The sequence below is a fragment of the Chitinophaga sp. 180180018-3 genome, assembly GCF_037893185.1.
Taxonomy (GTDB): Bacteria; Bacteroidota; Bacteroidia; order Chitinophagales; family Chitinophagaceae; genus Chitinophaga.
Genome location: NZ_CP140772.1, coordinates 3,890,487 through 3,913,575, shown reverse-complemented (window position 1 = coordinate 3,913,575; position 23,089 = coordinate 3,890,487). Strand labels below are relative to the sequence as shown.

General features: G+C 49.7%; 19 protein-coding genes. 10 read left to right on the top strand and 9 right to left on the bottom strand.

Annotated elements, in window-relative coordinates; all coding sequences use genetic code 11:
* Positions 1–147: 147 nt before the first annotated feature.
* On the bottom strand, positions 148–1,719 hold the full coding sequence (locus UNH61_RS15465) for a serine hydrolase (RefSeq protein WP_326992861.1): 1,572 nt from the start codon (positions 1,717–1,719) through the stop codon (positions 148–150).
* 206 nt (positions 1,720–1,925) lie between these two features.
* On the opposite strand from UNH61_RS15465, the gene UNH61_RS15460 reads away from it, so the two are divergent.
* Positions 1,926–2,765, top strand: a complete 840-nt coding sequence (locus UNH61_RS15460) for a hypothetical protein (RefSeq protein WP_326992860.1) — start codon at positions 1,926–1,928, stop codon at positions 2,763–2,765.
* On the opposite strand, the gene UNH61_RS15455 is transcribed toward UNH61_RS15460, so the two are convergent.
* Entirely contained in the window at positions 2,758–3,423 is a 666-nt protein-coding gene (locus UNH61_RS15455; RefSeq protein WP_326992859.1) for a hypothetical protein, read from the bottom strand. The two genes, UNH61_RS15460 and UNH61_RS15455, sit on opposite strands and share 8 nt — an antisense overlap.
* Positions 3,424–3,425: 2 nt before the next feature.
* A complete protein-coding gene (locus tag UNH61_RS15450) occupies positions 3,426–4,904 on the bottom strand; it encodes a patatin-like phospholipase family protein (protein ID WP_326992858.1) in 1,479 nt (492 codons plus the stop codon).
* Positions 4,905–5,068: 164 nt separating this feature from the next.
* On the opposite strand from UNH61_RS15450, the gene UNH61_RS15445 reads away from it, so the two are divergent.
* Positions 5,069–6,094 (top strand): DUF3500 domain-containing protein, encoded by a 1,026-nt coding sequence (locus UNH61_RS15445; RefSeq protein WP_326992857.1) that lies wholly within the window; start codon positions 5,069–5,071, stop codon positions 6,092–6,094.
* On the opposite strand, the gene UNH61_RS15440 is transcribed toward UNH61_RS15445, so the two are convergent.
* Both UNH61_RS15440 and UNH61_RS15435 read right to left on the bottom strand, forming a co-directional pair.
* Positions 6,091–7,632, bottom strand: a complete 1,542-nt coding sequence (locus UNH61_RS15440) for an arylsulfatase (RefSeq protein WP_326992856.1) — start codon at positions 7,630–7,632, stop codon at positions 6,091–6,093. The two genes, UNH61_RS15445 and UNH61_RS15440, sit on opposite strands and share 4 nt — an antisense overlap.
* 42 nt (positions 7,633–7,674) lie before the next feature.
* Positions 7,675–8,217 (bottom strand): AAA family ATPase, encoded by a 543-nt coding sequence (locus tag UNH61_RS15435; protein ID WP_326992855.1) that lies wholly within the window; start codon positions 8,215–8,217, stop codon positions 7,675–7,677.
* 124 nt (positions 8,218–8,341) lie between these two features.
* Here UNH61_RS15435 and UNH61_RS15430 point away from each other — a divergent pair, with 124 nt between their 5' ends.
* Positions 8,342–9,670 carry a HAMP domain-containing sensor histidine kinase gene (locus UNH61_RS15430; RefSeq protein WP_326992854.1) on the top strand — a complete coding sequence of 443 codons (1,329 nt, stop codon included), beginning with the start codon at positions 8,342–8,344 and terminating at the stop codon, positions 9,668–9,670.
* Here UNH61_RS15430 and UNH61_RS15425 read toward each other — a convergent pair whose 3' ends face one another.
* Both UNH61_RS15425 and UNH61_RS15420 read right to left on the bottom strand, forming a co-directional pair.
* Positions 9,671–12,052, bottom strand: coding sequence for a TonB-dependent receptor (locus tag UNH61_RS15425; RefSeq protein WP_326992853.1), 2,382 nt, complete (start codon positions 12,050–12,052; stop codon positions 9,671–9,673).
* A gap of 188 nt (positions 12,053–12,240) precedes the next feature.
* Positions 12,241–12,381 (bottom strand): hypothetical protein, encoded by a 141-nt coding sequence (locus tag UNH61_RS15420; RefSeq protein ID WP_326992852.1) that lies wholly within the window; start codon positions 12,379–12,381, stop codon positions 12,241–12,243.
* A 124-nt stretch (positions 12,382–12,505) separates the two neighbouring features.
* Here UNH61_RS15420 and UNH61_RS15415 point away from each other — a divergent pair, with 124 nt between their 5' ends.
* From UNH61_RS15415 to UNH61_RS15395, 5 genes are all read left to right on the top strand, one after another.
* The gene (locus UNH61_RS15415; protein WP_326992851.1) at positions 12,506–13,192 is read left to right on the top strand and encodes a response regulator transcription factor; all 687 of its coding nucleotides are present in this window, start codon (positions 12,506–12,508) and stop codon (positions 13,190–13,192) included.
* Positions 13,189–14,556 carry an ATP-binding protein gene (locus UNH61_RS15410; protein ID WP_326992850.1) on the top strand — a complete coding sequence of 456 codons (1,368 nt, stop codon included), beginning with the start codon at positions 13,189–13,191 and terminating at the stop codon, positions 14,554–14,556. Before UNH61_RS15415 ends, UNH61_RS15410 begins: the two co-directional genes overlap by 4 nt.
* 290 nt (positions 14,557–14,846) lie before the next feature.
* Positions 14,847–15,941 (top strand): efflux RND transporter periplasmic adaptor subunit, encoded by a 1,095-nt coding sequence (locus tag UNH61_RS15405; RefSeq protein ID WP_326992849.1) that lies wholly within the window; start codon positions 14,847–14,849, stop codon positions 15,939–15,941.
* A gap of 13 nt (positions 15,942–15,954) precedes the next feature.
* Positions 15,955–19,041 (top strand): CusA/CzcA family heavy metal efflux RND transporter, encoded by a 3,087-nt coding sequence (locus UNH61_RS15400; RefSeq protein ID WP_326992848.1) that lies wholly within the window; start codon positions 15,955–15,957, stop codon positions 19,039–19,041.
* A gap of 5 nt (positions 19,042–19,046) precedes the next feature.
* Positions 19,047–20,333, top strand: coding sequence for a TolC family protein (locus UNH61_RS15395; protein ID WP_326992847.1), 1,287 nt, complete (start codon positions 19,047–19,049; stop codon positions 20,331–20,333).
* Positions 20,334–20,416: 83 nt separating this feature from the next.
* On the opposite strand, the gene UNH61_RS15390 is transcribed toward UNH61_RS15395, so the two are convergent.
* Positions 20,417–20,842 (bottom strand): hypothetical protein, encoded by a 426-nt coding sequence (locus UNH61_RS15390; protein WP_326992846.1) that lies wholly within the window; start codon positions 20,840–20,842, stop codon positions 20,417–20,419.
* A 154-nt stretch (positions 20,843–20,996) separates the two neighbouring features.
* Between UNH61_RS15390 and UNH61_RS15385 the strand changes: the two genes are divergently transcribed.
* The gene (locus tag UNH61_RS15385) at positions 20,997–22,109 is read left to right on the top strand and encodes a VCBS repeat-containing protein (RefSeq protein ID WP_326992845.1); all 1,113 of its coding nucleotides are present in this window, start codon (positions 20,997–20,999) and stop codon (positions 22,107–22,109) included.
* A 7-nt stretch (positions 22,110–22,116) separates the two neighbouring features.
* On the opposite strand, the gene UNH61_RS15380 is transcribed toward UNH61_RS15385, so the two are convergent.
* Positions 22,117–22,341: a hypothetical protein gene (locus tag UNH61_RS15380; protein ID WP_326992844.1), complete on the bottom strand. Its 225-nt coding sequence runs from the start codon at positions 22,339–22,341 to the stop codon at positions 22,117–22,119.
* A 180-nt stretch (positions 22,342–22,521) separates the two neighbouring features.
* On the opposite strand from UNH61_RS15380, the gene UNH61_RS15375 reads away from it, so the two are divergent.
* The gene (locus UNH61_RS15375) at positions 22,522–23,001 is read left to right on the top strand and encodes an inorganic diphosphatase (RefSeq protein WP_326992843.1); all 480 of its coding nucleotides are present in this window, start codon (positions 22,522–22,524) and stop codon (positions 22,999–23,001) included.
* The last annotated feature ends 88 nt before the right edge of the window (positions 23,002–23,089 follow it).

The window sequence follows — 23,089 nt, the reverse complement described above, 5'->3', positions numbered from 1 at the left end:
CCTAAAATAAGATTGTAGTAACAGATCGGCAACCTGCACTGTCCTGAAAGAATTAAGAATATAGAATGAAGAATTAAGAATAAAAAGCGAAGACCTAAGCGAGTATTGTGATATCCGCTTAGGTCTTCGCTTTTTATTCTTAATTCTTCATTCTATATTCTTAATTCTTATCGCTTTCCTGTTATCCGTATTTTTCGGATTCATCGCCGTAACGGTGTTCAGGAAACTGATGTTCATCTTCGGTGCACCGAAGTCGAATTGTATGCGGTCGCCATGCAGTGTTTCCACGAAGCGAAGATCAATCTGGAGGATGGTGGGGCTTATCCATGCAGCGGTGGCCGCTACCCGGGTAGGAGCAGCATTCATGGTTTGCTCGGGGAAGGTATATAGTTGCCGGTCTTTATTGAGCAGCCATTTTCCCCAGCCGCATTGTATAGTGGTAGTGCCTTTGGCGGTTTGGGTGTTCCAGGTGCAGCCGGATGGTGTAAATGAAAGCTCCATAGTGGTGGCGCCGTAATCATTCGGTTCAGTTTGAAGCTGTAGTTTTTTCTTTTTGAGAGATGCAGCAGGAACAGCGCTGTTGGCAGTCACAGGCAGCGATAACTTTTCCAGTTGCTCCCGTAATGCCTTGTGCGCTTGTGGCGCCTCCGGCAAGGGCGCCGGCTCGATGGCAGGCAGCAGGTTATCCCATACGATGTTGAGCGATTGCTGCATGTCGTTCGTCTGGCTGGTGATGGCGATTACTACTTCCTTGTCCGGGATCACGATGCAGTATTGTCCCATAGCGCCATCGCCGCGGAAGGCATTATGGCGGCAGCGCCAGAACTGGTAACCATAGCCTTCCGACCAGTCGCCGTTATTCACCTGCGATGAGGTCTGGTAGCTGGTGGCATCTTTCACCCAGCTTTCGGTGAGCAGGGCTTGTCCTTTCCACTGGCCTTTCTGCAGGTAAAGCTGTCCCAGTTTGGCGATATCTTCAGTTTTGGCCCGTAGTCCGTATCCCGCTGTGTTCAGGCCCTGGGGCGATGTTTCCCAATCGTATCCGGTGATTCCCAATGGCTGAAACAGGCGGGGGCCCAGGTATTGCACCAGGGTTTGCCCGGTAATGGCATGCAATATGGCGCCGAGCATATAGGTAGCGCCGGTATTGTACAGGAAATGACTGCCCGGCTCATATGTCACCGGTTGCTCCAGGAAGGTGCTGACCCAGGTTTTGCCGGACGACCGCTTCATCGGTGGCAGGGTATCTTCCCCATGACCGGTATTCATCGTAAGCAGGTGTTTTACCGTCATTTGCCGGAGGTAGGGAGATGGATCCGCAGGAGTTTCCTTAGGGAAAAAGGAGATCACCGGTTGGCTGATATCCAGTTTTCCATCCTTCACTAACATGCCAATAGCTGTACTGGTAAAGCTTTTCGATAAGGAATAAAACGAATGCACAAATTCCGCAGCATAAGGATTCCACCAGCCCTCTGCTACTACCTGTCCGCGACGCAACAGCATGAAGCTATGCCAGCTGGCGCCGGAAGCATTGGCAGCTTCTACAAATTTAAGGATGCCATTGGAACTGATACCCTGCGATTCCGGTGTGACGCGCGGAAAATACCGGGTGTCATCAAAGTTCAGTAAACGGGCCGCAGGATGCCATATGGGAGCCAGTCCGGCGCCGGCAAGACCAATGCCGGCAGTTTTCAGAAATTGTCTTCTTCCGGTTTGCATTTGGATAGATTTTCGTGGGAAACATTTTTCAGTATATAATTTTAGCAAATTCCGGTGATATTTTACAGGATTTTATCCGTGATACGGATGTTGCTTATCTTATCTTGCTAAACAATTTACCTTTGTCATGAAAACGATATATTTGGTATTGATATATCCGCACAAGCACCGGATAAGGCCATGAACGAAAATTCAAGGAAATAGTTATGAAAACATTATTGGTTCCCATCGATTTAAGCAATGCATCAGCAGCAGTTGTCCGTTATGCGGCAGCATGGAGTGTTCACTATGATTATGAGCGCGTGATATTACTGAAAACTTTCTACGACAATGTTTTCAGCAATATTCTTCTTACAGGAGGGTACGGGACCGTGAGCTCGGGTAGTATCGATGATCACCGGGAGGAAGCAGAGCAGCAACTGAAACAATTAGCACAGGAGTTAATAGAAATTGCCGGGCCGCAAATGAAGGTAACCGTTGCCCTGAGCGATGAACCTTTACTCCGGGCGGTAATGGGGCTTATTCAACACGAAGAGCCTGAAATGGTGCTGCTGAGCGGCGATGAGCAGGGCGAAGGACTGATAGCACGTAATATCATCGCCATTGCCAAAGCCAGCCCGGTACGTGTTATGGTGATACCTAACGGTTACGAATATACGGAAGTAGATAATGTACTGGTGCCGGTCGATTTCAATGCCCTGCACGCCGTTGATAAACTGAACCGCCTGAAGATCTCTCCCCGCTGGGCTGCCACTAACCTGATGGTATTAAATGTTGATCCTGAACAACGCCATCTGCAGCCGGATGAACAGATGAAGGAAGATGAACAGCACCTGCACCATTATCTGCAGAATTTTAAGCATGAGCTGTATTATACCAGCGATGCGGATGTTATTGAAGGCGTTACGGGTTTCGCGGCCGGGCATCATGCTAACCTTATTGTAGCATTGCCGGGTAAACATAGCTTCCTGTATACGCTCACACATAAAAGTATTTCAACCGCTATTACCCGTGCAGCTTCCATACCGGTAATGATTCTCAAGTAGCGCGTTTGCCTGGTTTAACCAGCAGCACCAAAAAGATAAATACTCCCGCTTCAGCTGCCAATACCAGCAGATAAATGAGGGAGGCGGTAACGTATTGTCCGGATACCCAGAAGAACAGCAGGGCAGATAATGCGCTCACCATGCCGGTAAGCGATACGCCCCATTTGATGAATTCGATCCACTGATAGGTGCGATGTGCTGCCTGCGTAGACGGAACCGGATCAGGCCGTATCTTTTGCAACAGGTATATATTCTCGATGATGTCGCAGATCCACGCCAGGAGCTGCAACCAGCCCAGGCAGCTGAAAAGCGACGCGCACACCGACAAAGGTGGCATTTTCGCTGCTACCTCCAGGCATAACAGGAATATACTGCCATAGGCCGCCGGCATGAAGAGGAAATCTACCCAAAGTTGTCCGCGAAGTGCCGATAACGTTCTTTGCCTCGCTGCTTCCGGCAGCGCATAAATATGTTTTATCAATGCCGGTAACTCTCCCGGAGTGGCCGGGAACTGCATATCCAGTATGCTGAATTTCCGCATCACTACATCCAGCATATAAAACTCCCGGCTTTGCAAATGCATAATCCAGGATGTCAGCAGCATCACTGCTGTGAGTATACACAACCAGGTCCAGCCCCATGTTATGATTGTTTCCATGATTATTTGTTGAGTTGGATTTGCAAAGTTTTTCTTTCGTTCTTGTACTCGTCCCAGTTGAAGTTGATCAGGAACTCGCATGCTGCCTGAGCGCCCAGCGCAAACATGTCTATCTTATCCTGGTTGGGAAGGAAGAAGTTCAGCCAGTTGTACTTATCGGACGACAAATCCACTTTCCCGATGCCCCGCTGATATACTTTATTCTTCAATAAAAAATCTTTGTCGTAGTAATTCCGAATGGTATTGAACATGCGCCCCATATACCCGGTAAGCGACCAGCCGAAAGGATTTTCTTCTTTATCCGCAGGCTGCCGGTCGTCCAGGTCGATCCCGAAAGTGGGGAGTCTTGGTGTGGCTACACTGTTGTTGTAGAAAATACTGATCGGGAAGTTAGAGAGGATGCCACCATCCACAAAGCGCGCGCTGGAAGGGGGAGGAGCATAGCCAAAGAACTGCTCCCAGGCGGCCTTGATGCGTTTATCATCTGCCGGTATATTATTGATCATATAAGACTCAAAAAATACGGGAATCGACATAGACGCGCGTATAAATCCTGCAGGCTGCAGTGCGTCGATATCTGTGCGGAAAAGGCTGCACATGGCCGGGAACTGTATCTTGTTTTGCGTGACTAATTCTGAAGTAATAAAAGTAACATCGCCGGTAAGATCTTTCAGGCCGGAGTCGTTGGGTACCCGCAAATGCAGCGATGGCGCGCCTGCTGCTTTCGCCTTCAGATCACTGACGGTCACCACGCCGTTAGCCAGCAGCAATCGCTTGATCCAGTCATAAAACACATCCCCGGGGTTGATCCCGAAACCTGAGTTCTTCAGCCGTTTCAGCAGATTGCTGATGTAATAAACGATCACTGCAATGATCAGCGACGTAAATCCGGATGCAATAAAACAAAGCCCCGTCAACAGATACAGCGATTCGTATTTGTTGCTCAGCCCTGTCAGCACTACATCGCCCGCTATGAACAACAGGAATACACCGAGTAATCCCAACAGCCCGTTTCTAAGCCGGCTGATAAATTTTTTGTTGGTGATGAATCTTTTAATAAGATACCGGGCTGCCGGGTGACCATCTACCAGTGAGAAAAAGTCCAGGTCACATATAGCCTGCAGTACTTCTGCCGATTTTCTATCTTCCTTATTTTTTACTACTGTGATCAGTGCTGTATTGATAGCGCCTGCGCTGGTACCTGCCAGCCGCAGGAACCGTATGCCCATTTCTTCCAGTATATACGTATAGCCAACAAGCGCAATGCCCAATACACCGCCTCCTTTCTGTACAAGGTTCACATACTGGTGCCCGTGATCATCGAGTACGTCGGAAACTACCAGCTGGCCGCCATCATCCGGGCCTGCCTGGAAATGAGCTTTCAGCTGTGCCAAAGCAGTTTTTACACGGTCGTCGTTCGTGAAGTCAGTTATGCATAATTTTGCGCCAGGTGCGGTTCCTGGTTGTTCAGAGGGCATCATGGTTACATTTTTTTTGGGGTCTGTCTAAATTAAAATATCATCTTCTTACAAAAAGCTAAAGGCTTAGGTATTCTAAAGTAAGAAAATTTTACCTTCTTCCGGTGAAAATGTTTTGCTTGCATAAACGGCGGCAGACAATTATATTTATATCATATTCCACGTTTATGTTCCGTTTTCTACTGGCACTATGCCTTACCGTTACTACCGTTACCGCCTATACGCAAAATATGGCAGAAAAGGCGAATGCCTTTATCCGCCTGCTTAACAAAGAACAGCAGTCAAAAGCAATTTTCCCGTTCGATACCGCAGAGCGTTATCACTTTGCTTATGTACCGCGCGACGACCGTAAGGGAATTGCTGTGAAAGAGCTGAATACGGCGCAGCAGCAGGCGTTGATGGAGCTGCTCAGCACCACCCTCAGTGAAACAACGGTTCGTAAAATCAATAGTATTATGGAACTGGAGAAGGTATTGAAAGACCTGGAACATCGCGGGGAGAGCGATCACTATCGCGATCCGCAGAAGTATTACCTGACCATATTTGGGGTGCCGGCTACGAATAATATATGGGGCTGGCGCTTCGAAGGGCATCATGTGGCATTCAATTTCTCCGCCAGCAAGCGCACGCTGGTGTCTGGTACGCCCTCTTTTCTGGGTGCCAATCCGGCTGTGGTGAAAGAGGGGCCGCTGCAAGGCAGAGAAACACTGAAAGAAGAAACAACGAAGGCGTTTGAACTGCTGCAGGCCTTATCTCCCGGAGAATTACAACAAACACTGGTATCAGATAAAGCACCTGCAGAAATTATAACAGGACCTGCCAGAAAGGCCATGATAGCGCATCCGGAAGGTATACACTATGACAGCCTGAGCCCTGAGCACCAGCAGTTGCTGCTGGCGCTCATCAGCGTGTATATACACCGTTATACTAAGTTATTTGCCGACAGGATGTTGAAAGAAATTCAGGAAGATGGCCTGGAGAACTTGTATTTCATGTGGGCGGGCAGTACGGTACATGCTCCCGGAAATTCCTGCTACTACCGCATCCAGGGCCCCGGCCTGATCATCGAATACGATAATATCCAGAACAACGCCAATCATATTCATACCATCATAAGAGACCTGAAGAATGATTTCGGTGGCGATATGTTATTGGATCATTACCGGCAGGAACACCAGGCTGGTAGCCACTAACGGGTAACCGGCAGTTGCTTTACTTCTTCCAGTCTGGCTGCCATTGCCTTCACTCTTTCCGGATACTTATCCGCCACATTTGTTTGCTCATGTTCATCAACGGAGATATGATACAGTTGTGGGGCTGTGTCGTTACCCAGTTCAATATTAACGTCTTTGGCTACACGTGCTCCCTTCGAGGGTGCAATATATTTCCAGTCGCCTTCTATGATCGATAATGTGCCTGCATCGGTCACCAGGTAAGGCCGGTTGGCCTGCGATTGCCCCAGGAGTTGCGACAGCATATCGTAGCTGTCGGGCGCTTCAGCCGGCTGTACTTTCTGCCCGGTTAGTTGCGCGAAAGACGCAAAAAGATCTATCTGCCCGATCAGCGCATGGGACACGTAATTGCTTTTCATGCCTGCCGGCCATGTCACGATGAATGGTACACGGGCGCCTGCTTCAAAGGCGCTGTATTTGCCTCCCCGCAGCGGGCCGCCTGGCCGGTGATCGCCCACCAGCTCCGCCGCTTGATCCAGGTAGCCGTCGTTCAGCACCGGGCCGTTATCACTCGAAAATACAATTAGGGTGTTGCTCGACAACTCCAGACTGTCCAGCGCGTTTACGATACAGCCTACGGTCCAGTCGAGCTGCAGTATGGCATCGCCTCTCAGTCCCATGCCACTCTTTCCTCTGAATTCACTGTGAGGGTAGCGGGGCACATGTATATCGCCGGTGGCCAAATACAGAAAGAAAGGCTGCGTTTTATTATCGCTTATGAACCGGATCGATTTATCCACAAGGGTACCCGCAATGTCTTCGTCTTTCCAGCGTGCCTTGTAACCGCCACTCATCCAGCCGATGCGGCTGATACTGTCTACGATGGTTTGGTTATGTCCCTGGTGCGGATCCGGATGTATGCGCAGCTTTTCCGGGTTTTCCAGGCCGGTAGGATCATTGCCGATTTTATGATGATAGTTTACAGTAATAGGATCGTTGGGATCTCCATTCACCACGTGATGGTTCTCCAGGAATACACAGGGTACTCTGTCGAGCGTAGCGGGCATAATAAAAGAATACGTGAATCCTACTTCCAGCGGCCCGGGCGTAATATCTTTGTTCCAGTCGATACCTTCGCTGGTACCCAGTCCCAGGTGCCATTTGCCGATGGCCGCGGTACGATAGCCCGCATCCTTGAGCATGCCTGGCAGGGTGCGGTGCCCGGTAGGAATAATAAGGGACGCATCTCCCGGGGCAATACCGGTATTCCGCTGCCGCCAGGGATACTTCCCTGTCAGCAGCCCGAAGCGGGAAGGAGTACAGGTGGCGGAGGTAGCATATGCGTTGGTAAAGCGCACGCCCTGCTGCGCCAGCCGGTCGATGTTCGGCGTTTTTATCCGTTTCATACCGTAACAGCCGACATCACCGTAGCCCAGGTCGTCTGCATAAATGATCACGATGTTGGGTTTACGCGGTTGTTGGGCAACCACTGTCAGCGATAGTAAACCGCATAGCAAGCCGCTGCTAAGCGCGCTTAATAAAGTTCTTCCTGTTATCATTATTTATTATTGTTCACCGGAATAAAGATAGAAAAATAGCGTTTAGCTGTTAGTTGCTATTTTTACCCGCTCCGCCACGGAAGCCTTAGGAAGCACCACCACCTTGTATCCCAGGCGTTCATATACTTCCTGTATTTTATTACAGGTAGCCACGGCTTCTTCAAAGGACTGCTTACGTTCTGCATCCTGCCTGTAGATCTCCTCCCAGGGCGGCGTGAGAAATACCTGGGAATGATAGCGGTATCGCATGGCTGCTTCCGGCATTTCGGCTGGCACATCAAGACCGCACAGCTCCAGGTATCCGATGGTATCGGGGAAACCACGATCAAAAAATACCCTGCCTGTTTGCACGGGCAGCTGCAGAAAACGGGTCAGATCGCGACGGAACATCTCCCAGGCAAATTCCTGCCGGTTGGCCCAGGGAAGGGCATCTCCGCCAGCAGCTACCTGCTCCCGGATAATTTCCCGCCCGCTTTCCGGAACGGTCATATAGCCCTGATCCTGTAAGGCTGCTATAAGGGTGGTTTTCCCCATGCCGGGGCCTCCGGTAATAATGGAACACTCGTTCCTTATTATCTCTTTCATGTTATAAATAAATAATGTGATGAAAACTGTAATCTATAAGTGAAGTAGGGTGTGAGAGTAACTGCAATTTATAAAAATAATCTGAATTGGCTGCTACAGAACATTATCTTTGCTGCCATTAACTATGCCTAGGGGAATAAAGCAGTTTCTCATTGACCGTGTAATACATTGCTGGAACAGCATCGTGAATGTTGGGGTGCACCCGGCCATGCCTTTTATTGAATCAAGGCGCACGAAACTATTGAATTTACTGGCGCTTCCGTCTATTCCCTTCATGTTGGTTTTTTCAATAGTGAATACTGTCCAGGGACGTTACGTACTCTCTCTGTTCAATTTTTTAGACGCGTTGATCTCCATCATGATACTGGTATTTCATAAATACGGGAAATACCTTACTGCAAGACTGGTCCTGATTTACTGCAGTATAGTGGTTTACACGATCACGGGTTTGTGTTTTCGCAACGGGGCAGAATATTTTTTGCTGAATATACTGGTCATCACGGTGCTGATTTATGATAACCGGCGGATTGTGATCGGGGTAAGTATTATTATCATTGCTGCTTTTGTAGCAATTGTACTGTTGCCGCAGCCGGCTTACCTGGGCCCGGTGGTACCCCAGCAGCGGGTATGGGCCAATGTAGGGGTTTCGCTGTTCTTTCTGGTGCTGGCACTTAGTTTCTTCAAATACATACAATCCGACTATCAGCGGGAGGTAGAGCAGCACCGGGAGGACTTGCTGGCGATGAATAAAGACAAGGAAAAACTGTTTTCCATTGTGGCCCATGATATACGCAGCCCGCTGGCCACCCTGGAAAGCCTGCTGGATATGTTTCGCAGAGGATTGTACGACCGGGAAAATATGGGAGAAGCTGCTGAGATGTTGCACGAACGGGTGTCGCAGCTGGGAGGAACACTGGATAATGTGTTGAGATGGAGTGCCCGCAGTATGCGCGGGATCCAGACAAAGCCCAGGCATTTTCTGCTGGCGCCGGTGCTGACGGAAGTCCTGCAGTTTTTTAAACTGATTATAGCGCAGAAGGAGATTACGGTAGATGTACAACTTTCGGTGGCTGCTGCCCTGTATGCAGACCGTGACCAGGTATCTGTCATATTGCGCAACCTCGTCAGTAATGCCTTAAAGTTCAGCCGTACAGGAGGCCGGGTGGAGCTGACGGCAGTGAACGATGGTAACCAGGTAGTGATCCGTATCACGGACTGTGGTGTAGGTATGGACAATCAGCGGTTGAAATCACTTTTTACAACCCAGCAGCTCCCTGCTTTTGGCACCGGCGGGGAAAGAGGAACAGGCCTCGGACTGTTATTATGCAGGGATTTTATAAAGCAGAATAATGGCGCCATCGAGGTGGAAAGCAGTCCGGATATGGGAACCTGCTTTACCATATACCTGCCCAAAGGCGACGCTCCGGCCGGAGACGCCATTATTCCCAATTAACTACTCAAACCTGAGCGCAACACCAGCGCTGAAGCGGCGCGGCATCATCTGGATGAAATAACTGCCCCAGTATACCTCATTGGTCAGGTTATCCATTTTCAGGCTAATCCTGTAAGCGCGCTGCTCATAGCTCAATACCGCATTCAGCACGGTATATTCCGGTAAATAAAACTCACCCTGGCTCCGGCTCTGTTTAATATAGGCTTTACCGTTATAGTTGCCCCCGATACCAAAACCCAGGCCTTTGACCGCGGTATTGGTAAAATGGTAGCTAAGCCAGAGATTAGCCGTATTGGCTGGTCCGGACCACTGACGGAGCCCGTCTACATCCGGATTGTTGTTGATGGTATAGATGTCATTGTAGGCATAACCGGCAATCAGATTAAATCCTTTGAAGGGATTGGCAATTACTTCTGCCTCTATTCCCTTGCTGAGCTGTCCGCCATTCTGCACTTTATACAGTGTGCGGCCGGGAGTATTATCGTAGTGAACCACATCATCTACCCGGATATGATAATAGCTCAGGGTGCTGCTCAGTTTTCCGTCGAACAGCTCCGCTTTGATCCCCGTTTCCCACTGGTTCGCATAGCTGGGCGTAAAGCTGCTCAGGGTACCATCGGGCTGCATGTATGGAGTATTATTGCTGAAGCCATTCATATAGTTACCAAAAACAGAGAGCTTGTCTTTCACGATTTCATAAACGGCGCCGAACTTAGGCGACAGGGAAGTCTGATGATAAGCGCTTTGGGCAATAGTATCCGTAGTGAGGTTATAAATGCCGTCATTAACGTAGTGATGCAACCGTACACTGGCCATTACATTCAGGTTGTCTGTAATATTCAACACATCCGAAACATAGGCGCTGTAGGTGTTTTCGCCCGACCTGGCCCGCACAAATTTTTTGGTCGCCAGGGCGGCACTAAGCACTGGCACCGTCAGTTCGTTGTACCTCGGATCCTTGCCCCGGATCAGTACCGAGTCGAATCCATACAGATAAAAGGCCGAGCTGTTAGATCTGTAAGAGAAGTAATCCAACCCCAGCACGATGCGATTGCGCAAACCGCCTATTTTAAAATCGCCGTTGAAGTTCTGTTGTAAGGCCATGTAGGTATCATTTACCCTCAGGTTACTGGGCGTGCGTTTCATCACAGAATCCCTGATGATTTCATTTCTGACCTGGTAGCCCTCATCTGAACCATTGGTATGCGACATGGTGGTGCGGGAAGTCCATTGATTGGATATTTTATACCTGGCTTCTGCGAAGAAGCTGGCGGAAGGCTTGGTTTCATACAGGTCGTCGTTGGTGTAAGACTTCCGGTAGTCAATGCCCAGGTCGCGGGGAGTTTTTCTTGTGAATGAAGCCTCCGGAACAAAGTACCTGTAATCATTGGATTTCTGAAAATAGATGTCTGCATCTACCAAAAACGACAGCCGGTCGTTTACTTTATACAGCAGGGAAGGAGACAGGAACAACCGCCGGGTAAATCCGGCATCCTGGAAACTGTTCTCCGTATGATAAGCCGCATTGGTACGCAGGAAAAGACCTTTTTCTTTGTTCAGTGGTGTATTTATATCCAGCGTAAACCGGCCCAGCCCATAGCCGCCGGCAGTATAGGAAACCTCTCCTTTAAAGGTTTCGAAAGGCTTCTTGGTCACCCGGTTCAGCATACCGCCATAGGAAGTGTACATCGAACCAAACAAGGTGGCCGAAGGCCCCTTCAGTACTTCAATCCGTTCAATATTGGCAACTTCCATACTGTTCACGATGGCCTGCTGCATGCCGTCTCTCAGAAAGCTGGTGGTGGCAAAGCCGCGCAGGTTAAAGGAATTGATGCCATTCACCATCGACTGGCTTACGCCGGTGACGTTTTTCAATACGTCGTTATAGCTCATGATAACCTGGTCTTGCAGTAATTCCCTGGGCACCACATTGTATACCTGGGGATTCTCCAGGTTCTTCAGTGGCAGCTTTGCCACATTATAAGTTTCTTTTTTTGCGAATTTGTTGTAGCCGGAATTGACCTGGATTTCCTGTAGCACCCGCAGGTCCTTTTCTATCGTGAAATCGGCAGTCAGCTGTTCGCCGGATGCGATGTTGATCACACGTTCCTGGGGCAGGAATCCTACACATTTCACCAGCAGATGATAATTCCCGGGAGAAATATTATTGATGTGATACATCCCGCTACCATCTGTAACAGCGCCCTTTCTGGTACCCTTGACCATAACGGTAACCGCCGGCGCAGGCTGGCCGCCGGCATCTTTAACAGTGCCCTGTATACCGGCAGTTTTCTGCTGCCCGTTGGCAACCCCGGATAATAGCACCAGCAAAACAATCACATGCAACCATCCAGCTGGTTGGCGTAAGTAAAATTTATTCATAAGTAACGACAGCCGTATGGAAACAGCATTTTAAACCAATTGAGGCAGTTGATCAGGCACTGCAAAGTTTTGATAAATAATCTTTTTTTGGATCAGAAGCAGGAAAAATTATTGCTAAATCTGCAAACCTCCTCCGGCTCTTGTTGATTTTAGTTGAACTACTGGTGTAGCTTCCCCTTTTGCTACAATTACGTATGGCCACCGATACATAGTCCCGGTTCCCCGTTTACCGCAACAGCCGGCAATTGTGTTGGCTGTAAAAGTGCTATTGATGCCAGTTTGCTGGTTTCCGGGTATTTTTGTTCGTATATAGTCAGTTTTCTGATCACAATTTTAATGAATTATAATGTGATGAAGAACAAATATTCTGCATATTTTCCACGTCCTGCCGGAAGACCCCGCTGTTAGCATGGGAGGCTTTTTATATTATATTTGCCTTTTAAACACGGCTTTATGCAAATCCTGGTAATAGAAGACGAACAACGGGTGGCGGAAATGATCAAAAAAGGACTGGAGGAACAAGGCTTCCGGATCTCCCTGGCTTATGATGGCGAGATGGGAAAGAAACTGGCGTTATCAGGTAATTTTGATCTCATCATCATGGATGTCATCCTCCCCAAGATCAACGGGCTGGACTTATGTAAACAAATACGGAGTGTGCTGCCGGATTGCCCCATTATTATGTTGACGGCATTAGGCACCACCGATGATAAAGTAGAAGGGTTCGATGCCGGGGCTAACGACTACCTCGTAAAGCCTTTCGATTTCAGAGAGCTGCATGCGCGGATACGCGCGCTGATCAAACGTAACCAGGCGGGCAGCCAGTCGTTCAGCCAGGGCTTCGTGCTGCGGTACGCCGATATGGAAATGAACCTGGAAACCAAAATCGTGAAGCGGAACGACCTGGTGATCGACCTCACTCCCAAGGAATTCCGCCTGCTGGAATACATGATGAAAAACCCCGAACGGGTACTGTCACGGACAGAGATAGCGGAAAAGGTATGGGATACGTTCGACTCCGGCACTAATTTCATTGATGTATATATTAACTATCTCAGGAAGAAGATCGACAAAAGCTTTACCGTTAAACTGATTCATACCCGCCCTGGCATGGGCTTTATATTTAAAAACGAAGAGTGAAAATAAGAACCCGGCTCATATTATTGTTCCTGGTGCTCTTCGGAGTACTGTTGCTGGCATTTGCCGTGTTCATCTACATTTCTTCTGCCAAAGCCCGTAAAGACGATTACTACGAGCACCTGAAAAGGGAAGCGCTGACCAAAGCCAATATGCTGCTGGATGCCAATGTACCGTCATCCGTGTTGCAGCTGATCTATAAGAATGCCGACAATGAACTGTTTGAAGAAGAAGTAGCCATCTACGATACCGCTTTTAACCTGCGCTATCACGACGCAGTGCAGATCGACAAGGTAAAGGAAACACCGCAGATGATCCGCCGCATAGTCAGCGAACATGAGATCCGGTTCGAATCCGGCGCGCTGCAGGTAGTAGGACTGTTGTATGAGCATCAGGGAACCCCTTATGTGATTACCGCTGCGGCGATAGACAAGTATGGCCTGGAACGGCTCGAACGGCTTAAATACAGCCTGCTGTTGTCGTATATCGGTATCATTGTGCTCACCGTGCTGGCAGGGTATTTTTTTGCCAGCCGCGCCCTTAAACCCGTAGAGGAAATGATCGATAAAGTAGAGGAAATCACGGCTACCAATCTCGATCTCCGCGTACCCGTATTGAATGAGAAAGATGAGATAGGAGAGCTGGCCACCACTTTTAATAAGATGCTGGACCGGCTGGAAAATTCTTTCGATGCCCAGAAATATTTCGTCAGCAATATCTCTCATGAACTGCGTACCCCGCTATCCACGGTAGTCGGAGAGCTGCAGATCGCGCTTACCAAAGAACGCACTCCGCAGGAATACAAGGAAGTGATCCGCCTCGCACTGACCGATGCTCAGCGGATGGTGAAGCTGTCGAACGACCTGTTAGACTTTGCCAAAGCCAGCTACGACGAAACCGGGATCGCCCGCCGGGAGCTCCGCATAGATGAACTGCTGATGGATGCCCGTAACACCGTCATCAAATCTGCCGATGGATATAAAGTCGACATACGATTTGAGCAGGAAATAGAAGACGATGATTTCATCTCTGTAAATGGTAATGAATACCTGCTAAAAGTGGCCTTTATTAACCTGATGGAAAATGCCTGTAAGTTCTCCGGTGATCATCAGTGTACCGTGTCTATCAACTATCGCGAAAAGAACCTGATACTGCGGTTTACCGATACGGGCATTGGCATCAATGAAGAAGACCTGCCGAATATTTTCTCCGCCTTTTATCGTGGCGCCAACAAGGAGTTTGCTGCCGGAAACGGTATAGGCCTGTCGCTGACCAGCAAGATCGTTCATATGCACAACGGTACTATCAGCGTGCAATCCCGGCCCCGGGAAGGCAGTACTTTCACTATTGAAATGCCGCACGTTTGAGTCTCTAATAAATTTTTAATAAAATTCTGTTCCTCCTCTAACTCACTCTTTAGCAGGAGCAGGCTACTTTTGCAGCGCATTAAAGCAAAAAGCATATGGACGCTGGTCCGCATTGTAGCATCATTTTTAAATCTCCTGTCTGACTGCAGCCACCGCTGTACCATCAGCGGGATCAATATAATCTCAACTTTGTGCGAAACGATTACTTGCTCAACTTATAAAACAGCGAAATATCCGCAGGTTCAACCACTGGTTGTAATGCTGCACGAATCATTCTAATCAGCTACATCATGAAGAAAAATTTTATTGCCGCCGGCATGCTGGCGGTGGCAGCCTGTCATTCTGTAAGCGACAAATCACCCGCTGCAGCGGTACAACAAAGCGATACACTCCGCGTACCTGATGCCCTGAAAAGCAAGATTAATATTGCGGCAGTTGAAAGTACTTCCTGGAGCCGGCAGATCGCCGCTGCAGGTGTGATAAAAGCCATTCCTACACAGTATGCCGAGATAGCTCCGCCTTTCCCCGGGAGGATCACAAAGGTAATGTTGCAACTGGGAATGAAAACGAGCCAGGGCACGCCTTTGTTTGAAATCACTTCACCGGATTTTATTGCTGCACAGAAAGCCTATTTCCAGGAAAAAACACAGTTGCAACAGGCAGAAAGAGCGTGGAAACGCCAGCAGGATCTCGTAGCACATGGAGTAGGTACACAGAAAGATCTCGAAGAAGCACAAACAGCCTATGAGGTAGAGAAAAAAGAATATGAAAATGCCGTGATGGGGTTGCGTGTATTCAAGGCCGACCCGGAGCACATTGTACTGGGACAACCGCTGGTAGTGCACGCGCCTATTGCAGGCGAGATCACGGAAAATAAAGTGGTGCTCGGCCAATTCATCAGGGACGATGCCGCCAGTGTGGCCACCCTGGCCAACCTTGCTGAAGTATGGATCGCCGCCCAGGTGAAGGAAAAAGATATCCGCTTCCTGCATACGGGCGATGAATGCACCGTGGATGTAGTAGCACTGCCGGGAACCGATATCAAAGGGAAAGTAAGTCATGTGAATGCGATGGTCGACGAAGATTCCCGCAGCATCCAGGTGCTGATCACTGTACCTAATACCAGCCATGCCCTGAAACCCGGTATGTACGTTACCGTTAGGTTCTCCGATCAGCCGGCTCCGGCTGTGCAGGTGCCCGCTACGGCCCTGCTACAGGCCAGTGAAAACCCCTGCGTTTTTGTAGCGCTCGCAGATGGCCGGCTCGTAAAACGCCGCATTACCACCGGCCCAACCAATGGTCAGCAGGTGATCGTTTCCGGGGGACTGGAACAACATGAAAAGATCGTAACACAAGGCGCCTTTTACCTGGCCGATTTAAAATAGACAAAAGTTTTTTATGAAGAAATTAATCTCCACCGCTATTCATAAGCGTTGGCTCCTTGCTGTGCTGTTTAGTCTCATCGCACTGATGGGCTATTATTCCTGGCAACAACTGGCCGTTGAAGCCTATCCGGATATCGCAGATGTTACCTCGCAGGTGGTGACACAGGTACCCGGACTGGCCGCCGAAGAAATGGAACAACAGATCACCATCCCCATTGAAAGAGCGCTGAACGGTATGCCCGGTATGCACGTGATGCGCAGCAAAAGTACGTTCGGCTTATCGGTGGTCACCATTGTGTTCCAGGATGGCATGGACGATTACTGGGCCCGGCAACGTATTACCGAACGCCTGAACGACGTGGACCTCCCGTACGGCGCAAAGCCCGGACTGGACCCGTTAACATCTCCCATAGGGGAGATCTACCGGTACATCATCGAAAGTAAAGACCATGACCTGAAAACACTCACTGATCTGCAGCAATGGACTATTATTCCGCGGATCAAACAGGTGCCCGGCGTAGCGGACGTCACCAACTTCGGCGGCATCACCGTACAGTACCAGGTAGAAATTGATCCCGCAAAGCTGGAACAATACCATGTATCGCTGGCCGACGTACAAACGGCTATCGGTAACAACAACGCGAATGCAGGTGGCAGCGTCCTGAATATCGGCGACCTGGGCTATGTAGTACGTGGCATTGGCCTCGTGAAAAATCTGGAAAGCCTGGGTGATGTTGTCGTGAAATCAGTGAACGGAGTACCTGTGTTTGTGAAAGACCTGGGCAGCCTGAAACTCGGCAACCTCGAACGTAAAGGCATCCTGGGATATTCTGATCGTTCCGTGAATTACGGCGAAGGCATAGAAGGCATCGTATTGCTCCTGAAGGGGCAAAACCCTTCCTCTGTGCTCGACGGTATCCATGCAGCCGTCGATGATCTGAATCAGCACATCCTGCCGGCAGGCGTAACGATTCGTCCTTACCTCGATCGCACCAACCTGATCGACAGTACGCTGAATACCGTATCCCATACGCTGGTGGAAGGAATTGTACTGGTGATACTGGTGCTGATCGTTTTCCTTGGCAACTGGAGAGGCGCATTGCTGGTAGCCATCACGATCCCATTGTCGTTGCTGATTGCATTTATTTTGATGCACTTCACGCACGTTCCCGCTAACCTGCTGTCGTTGGGCGCCATTGATTTTGGTATTATAGTAGACGGCGCTATTGTGATGATGGAAGCTATCCTGAAGAACCGGGAAGACAAGCCGCTGGAAGAACTTTCCGAAACCACTATCGCACAGATGGCTGCCGCTGTGGCGCGCCCCGTGTTGTTTGCGACCATCATTATTATCACTGCCTACTTACCCCTGTTTTCCTTTGAAAGAGTAGAACGCAAGCTTTTCACACCGATGGCCTTTACCGTAGGATATGCACTGGCAGGAGCTTTGGTAGTAGCGTTGCTGCTGATACCCGGTTTGGCTTTTGCCACCTACCGGAAGCCGCGTAAGTTGTATCATAACAAATGGCTGGAACGGCTCACCACGAAATACAAACAGCGCCTGGAGAGAATCATGACCCGGCCCAAAAGCGTTTTTATTCCGCTGGCATTTGTACTGACCGGCGCTATCATCCTGTCTGTCACCGTAGGAAAGGATTTCCTGCCGCCGCTGGATGAAGGCTCCATTTGGTTACAGGTGCAACTGCCGCCAGGTATTTCCCTGCAGCGTTCCAAAGAGATGAGCGACTCCCTGCGGCAACGCACAATGAAATACGGCGAAGTGACTTATGTGATGGTACAGGCAGGCCGTAACGACGATGGTACTGATCCGTGGACCGCCTCTCACTTCGAGTGCTCTATTGGTCTGAAGCCCTATGGCGAATGGAAACAGGGCCGTACAAAGGCGGATCTTATCAATGACCTTAGCGCGGAATACGCTGCCATGCCCGGTTATAGCGTAGGGTTCAGTCAGCCGATGATCGACGGCGTCATGGATAAGATTGCCGGAGCACATAGCGAACTGGTAGTAAAGGTATACGGAGACGATATGAAGGAAACGCGCCGTATTGCCAATGAAATTGCCGGAACGCTGAAACAGGTGCGCGGCGCGGCCGATGTGGCCATCGATCAGGAACCGCCGCTGCCGCAGTTGCAGATCAATGTAGACCGCGACGCCATTGCCCGTTACGGGCTCAATGTTGGTGATGTAACCGAATTGATTGAAGTAGCAATAGGAGGTAAAGCCATCTCGCAGATCTTCTCCGGCAATAAAGTATATGATGTTACCTGTCGATATACAGATGAAGCAAGGGATACGCCCGAAAAGATCGCCGGGCTTATGCTGACTTCCTCCACCGGCGCAAAAATCCCCCTGTCGCAGGTAGCCGGCGTAAAAACTTCCACCGGGGAAAGCACCATCACACGGGAGTTGAATAAACGTCACCTGACAGTGAAGCTGAATTTGCGCGGCGCCGATCTGACCTCATTCCTGAAGGAAGCACAGGCGGCAATAGCGCAAAATGTTCGCTATGATCACAACCGGATCAGTGTTAAATGGGGCGGACAGTTCGAAAATCAACACAGGGCGTATGCCCGGCTGGCCGTGATAGTACCGCTGGCGCTGGCGATCATGTTCATGTTGCTCTATGGGGCATTCGGACGTTTTCAGCAGGCAGGACTGATCCTGTGCACGGTGCCATTGGCATTATTCGGCGGCATGCTGGCGCTGAATGTGAGGGGAATGACGCTGAATGTTTCTTCGGCAGTGGGATTCATTGCGCTCTTTGGCGTGGCGATACAGAACGGGGTGATACTCATATCCCGGATCAACGAACTGAGAAAACAAGGCACCGCATTGCTGCCGGCTGTAATTGAAGGCGCCTGCAACAGGTTCCGGCCGGTGTTGATGACAGCATCTGTGGCGGTACTGGGGCTGTTGCCGGCTTCCTTCGCCACGGGTATCGGATCGGACGTGCAACGGCCCCTGGCTACAGTTATCGTATATGGGTTACTGTTAGCTACTGCTATCACGCTGTTTGTATTACCGGCCTTGTATTATCTCATGGAACGCAAATGGAATTCTTCACCAGCAATAAAGTAAGGCATATGAAGTTTTTATTCAGATATATTTTGATAACAGGCATACTGCTGATGGAAGGCACGTTGGCGGTGGCCCAGACTGATACCGGTTTTCACCGGATACCCCTGTCGTTGAACGAATACCTCGATATGGTAACCAACAGGAACCGTGGGTATGCAGCACAACAATACAACATCAACATTGCAGAAGCGGGAATCGAAACCGCGAAAATATTTCCTGATCCCCAGTTGTCGCTGGATGGTTTCGATAATCAGCACCGCAAACTGAAGCTGGCCTACGGGGCCAACGCAGGGCTGGGAACCACGCTGGAGCTGGGAGGGAAGCGCCGCGCGCGGATAGGGCTGGCCCGCTCCAATACCACCCAGAGCCGGGCTGAGGTCGCAGATTTTTATCGGAACCTCCGGGCAGACGCTACCCTGGCGTGGTTCAACGCACTGCAGCAGTATCACCTGCTGCAGGTGCAGCGGCAGTCGTGCGATATCATGAAACAGCTGGCCGATGGCGACTCCATCCGTTTCAGTAAAGGCGTGATTACAGAGAACGATGCGCTGCAATCCCGGCTGGAGGCCGATCACCTGCAGAATGATATGTACCAGAACCTGGCCGACTGGAAAGCGGCGCTCGTACAGTTGAACATTCACACCGGCCGTTCTCCGGCAGATGCTCTGATAATGCCTGCCGGTGATTTCGATGCTTTGGAACGTCATTTTAATACCGCAGTATTAATCAGTGATGCCCTGGAACACCGCTCGGATGTGGTAGCCGCAGTAGCTGCAAAAGATGCTGCTGATAAAAGTCTTGTATTGGCAAAAGCCAACCGCAAAATTGATATAGGCGTTAACGTTGGAGGCGGATACAATGCAGAAGCCACCAGCGAAATTGCGCCTACGCCCCAGTACTATGCTACCACGGCAGGTATTTCCATCCCCCTGAAATTCTCCAATCGCTATAAGGGAGAACTGCATGCTGCAAAATACTCCATTAAACAGGCGGCAGCGGTATACGATCAGCTGAGAGTGGAAGTACAGGCGGCTGTAAATCAGTCGTGGGTAAACTATCACGCCGCCCGTTTGCAGGTACAGCAGTTCGAGAAGGGATTACTGCAAACAGCGCGGAAGGTACTGGACGGGAAAATATACGCTTACAGGCGTGGCGAGAGCCCGCTGCTGGAGGTACTGAATGCCCAGCGCACTAATAATGATCTGCAACAGGAGTATTATAAATCGTTGTACAACTATGCCGCTGCATTGGTGGAACTGGAACGCGCTGCAGGTATCTGGGATTTGAAATAATAATAAGAACAACCATATGCGTCAACCGGGGCATGTAAGAATACCCCGGTTGATGATAGGTTACAAAGATCATAATCACTGCGTTATTCTATCTTCACACAAAGCCACCTGGCCTCCAGTACCGGTTTATCTTGTACGTAGGCAACACCGGACTGCTTAATCATTTTATCTGTTACACGGATATTCTTTATTACATATTTCACTTCTTCATTGTAAGGCGTACCGGCAAGGAAAGTAGCTGTTTCTATGCTGGCAAGCGCAAACAGGCCGTCGGCCAGGCCGAGCACCTTTATGCCGGCGCCTCCGCATTGGGCCATAGACTCTATCAGGATAACGCCCGGAACAAAACCGAACTCGGGAAAACTCCCCTTTAACATGCTGTCGGCTTCATCACTGAAGGTTTTGAGCCCGATAATCTCCTCTGGCGTGGCGGAAGAAATTTCGTCGGCGAAAAGGAATGGCGCCCGGTGCGGGATCAGTTGTTCTATTGCAGTGGATGCAGAAGGCATGGATTCGTTTTTTGAGTAAATATAAGGCTTAGCATGGCCGCAGGTATCAGCAATCCTCAACACGAAAAGTTTGCGCAGGATACAACAGGACAGTTTATTAAAATGCTTTGAGTATCTTAACCGGCATCTGTTATTCCACGTATAACCACAGCGTATGAAAAGATCCATCACTGCCCTGATTGTATTGTTGTCATCCACCGCAGCTGCAGGCCAGTCAAAAGGCCCGGCGCCGCTGAAATTCGAGAAAAAGCGGATTGCTGCGGAAAGCTATGAAACAGTAGCCGTTGCAGATGTCAACAACGATAAGATCCCCGATCTGATATCAGGCGCCTTCTGGTACGAGGGCCCCGGCTATTTCAAACGGCACTATATAGGGCCCGTAAAGCAATTCGGCGAATACTGGGACGATTTTTCCACCATACCCATCGATGTGAACGGCGATGGCCGCATCGATTTTGTCACTGGTGGCTGGTTCGGCAAAACGCTTGTATGGAAAGAAAACCCGGGCAAAGACGGTGAATGGAAGGAACATGTTATTGCTACGCCCGGAAATATAGAAACTACGCGGGCCTGGGACCTCGATGGCGACGGCGTGCCGGAGATCATCCCCAATACGCCTAATGATCCGCTGACGATTTACCGCCTCGTAAACGGCGGTTTCGAGGCACATAAAATAATGGACCGCAAATCCGGGCATGGCCTGGGCTGCGGCGATATCAACGGCGACGGCCGCCCCGACCTGGTTGTGCCGGAGGGCTGGCTGGAAGCCCCTGCAGCGCCTTTCAGCGATAAATGGATCTTCCATCCGGAGTTTAACCTGGGCACCGTCAGCGTTCCCGTCATCGTAGCCGACGTTAATAAAGACGGCCTCGTTGATCTGATCGTTGGCCAGGGTCACGACTATGGCCTGGATTGGTACGAGCAAAAGAAAGACCGGAATGGCCGCCGTACCTGGATAAAGCACCCCATCGATCCTTTCAATTCACAATATCACACCATGCTCTGGGTAGACCTCGACGGTGACGGGCAGGAGGAACTGGTAACAGGCAAGCGTTACCGGGCCCATAATGAACACGACCCCGGTTCAGACGATCCCTGCGGTATCTACTACTTTAAATGGAATGGTGAGTCCTTCTCCAAGCAGGTCATCAGCTACGGCGAAAAAGGCGCAGGCCTCTACTTTGTAGTACACGACCTCACCGGCTCCGGTAAAAAAGATATCATCGTAGCAGGAAAGGACGGGCTGGAAATCTACTACAGCCGCTAGCTTTGGACTAGCGGCTGGTAGCAGCCAGCCATCGCTCTATCACTTCCCCGATGGCTTCCGTCAGTTTCGTGGTATTATCGGCTCCTTCTTCAAACCAGTAATCTGCGCCCTCATTATCTTCTCTCCGCTGGAGGCGTATTATTTTCTCAGGAAGACGAACTATAAACACGTTCTCATCCTGACGGGTAATCCCGATTTCGTAATCATTCAGCAAGATGTTAAAGGTGCTCATATGGGTTTTTCCTATACCGGGTACAAGCTTGGGGCCAGGAAAGTGGTCACGTATCACTTGTCATTCAAATGTTGGGAATCACACCTTTATTTTTATTGTTACTAATTATTACATAATTTGTTCCCCGCTGCATTGGGCCGGAGGCTTGCAACTAACAGCCAGCAGCTAAAAAACGTGCGTATGATCATCAAAGAGTTACCAGTTGTCATTGAAACTCCTAAGGGGAGTAGCGAGAAATATGATTTTGACCCCGTATCCCGTTTTTTTGTACTTAGCAAAACGCTGCCTGCGGGAATGGTATTTCCGCATGATACCGGCTTTATCCTGGGTAGTAGCGGCACAGATGGCAGCCCTATTGAAGTATTGGTGATATCAGAATTTAAAACCTTCTCCGGCTGCCTGATCAAATGCCGGCTGCTGGGCGCTATTAAAGCGGAGCAGACCGAAAAAGACGGCACCGTGATCCGCAACAACCGTTATATAGCGGTCCCTGTTTTGTCGAAGGCGTTCAAAGGCATTGATGCCGTGTCGTCTCAGATGATCCGGGAGATAGAAAACTTCTTTATTTCTTACCATGCCCACGACGGAAAAACATTTACCCCAGCCGGTTATATGGAAGCTGCACCCGCCTATGAACAGATAAAATTCCTGGATAAATAAGGAAAGCCCCGCATCCGACACGATTCTTGCAATTACTATAGACAGAGTATCAGGAGAAACTGTCGTAGGGGCGTTTACGTTTGGCTGG

Coding starts and splice junctions, on each gene's coding strand:
- UNH61_RS15375 (WP_326992843.1), top strand. CDS start 22,522: ATGATCATCAAAGAGTTACCAGTTGTCATTGAAACTCCTAAGGGGAGT.
- UNH61_RS15455 (WP_326992859.1), bottom strand. CDS start 3,423: ATGGAAACAATCATAACATGGGGCTGGACCTGGTTGTGTATACTCACA.
- UNH61_RS15380 (WP_326992844.1), bottom strand. CDS start 22,341: ATGAGCACCTTTAACATCTTGCTGAATGATTACGAAATCGGGATTACC.
- UNH61_RS15450 (WP_326992858.1), bottom strand. CDS start 4,904: ATGATGCCCTCTGAACAACCAGGAACCGCACCTGGCGCAAAATTATGC.
- UNH61_RS15425 (WP_326992853.1), bottom strand. CDS start 12,052: ATGAATAAATTTTACTTACGCCAACCAGCTGGATGGTTGCATGTGATT.
- UNH61_RS15435 (WP_326992855.1), bottom strand. CDS start 8,217: ATGAAAGAGATAATAAGGAACGAGTGTTCCATTATTACCGGAGGCCCC.
- UNH61_RS15405 (WP_326992849.1), top strand. CDS start 14,847: ATGAAGAAAAATTTTATTGCCGCCGGCATGCTGGCGGTGGCAGCCTGT.
- UNH61_RS15445 (WP_326992857.1), top strand. CDS start 5,069: ATGTTCCGTTTTCTACTGGCACTATGCCTTACCGTTACTACCGTTACC.
- UNH61_RS15440 (WP_326992856.1), bottom strand. CDS start 7,632: ATGATAACAGGAAGAACTTTATTAAGCGCGCTTAGCAGCGGCTTGCTA.
- UNH61_RS15395 (WP_326992847.1), top strand. CDS start 19,047: ATGAAGTTTTTATTCAGATATATTTTGATAACAGGCATACTGCTGATG.
- UNH61_RS15385 (WP_326992845.1), top strand. CDS start 20,997: ATGAAAAGATCCATCACTGCCCTGATTGTATTGTTGTCATCCACCGCA.
- UNH61_RS15415 (WP_326992851.1), top strand. CDS start 12,506: ATGCAAATCCTGGTAATAGAAGACGAACAACGGGTGGCGGAAATGATC.
- UNH61_RS15460 (WP_326992860.1), top strand. CDS start 1,926: ATGAAAACATTATTGGTTCCCATCGATTTAAGCAATGCATCAGCAGCA.
- UNH61_RS15465 (WP_326992861.1), bottom strand. CDS start 1,719: ATGCAAACCGGAAGAAGACAATTTCTGAAAACTGCCGGCATTGGTCTT.
- UNH61_RS15390 (WP_326992846.1), bottom strand. CDS start 20,842: ATGCCTTCTGCATCCACTGCAATAGAACAACTGATCCCGCACCGGGCG.
- UNH61_RS15430 (WP_326992854.1), top strand. CDS start 8,342: ATGCCTAGGGGAATAAAGCAGTTTCTCATTGACCGTGTAATACATTGC.
- UNH61_RS15400 (WP_326992848.1), top strand. CDS start 15,955: ATGAAGAAATTAATCTCCACCGCTATTCATAAGCGTTGGCTCCTTGCT.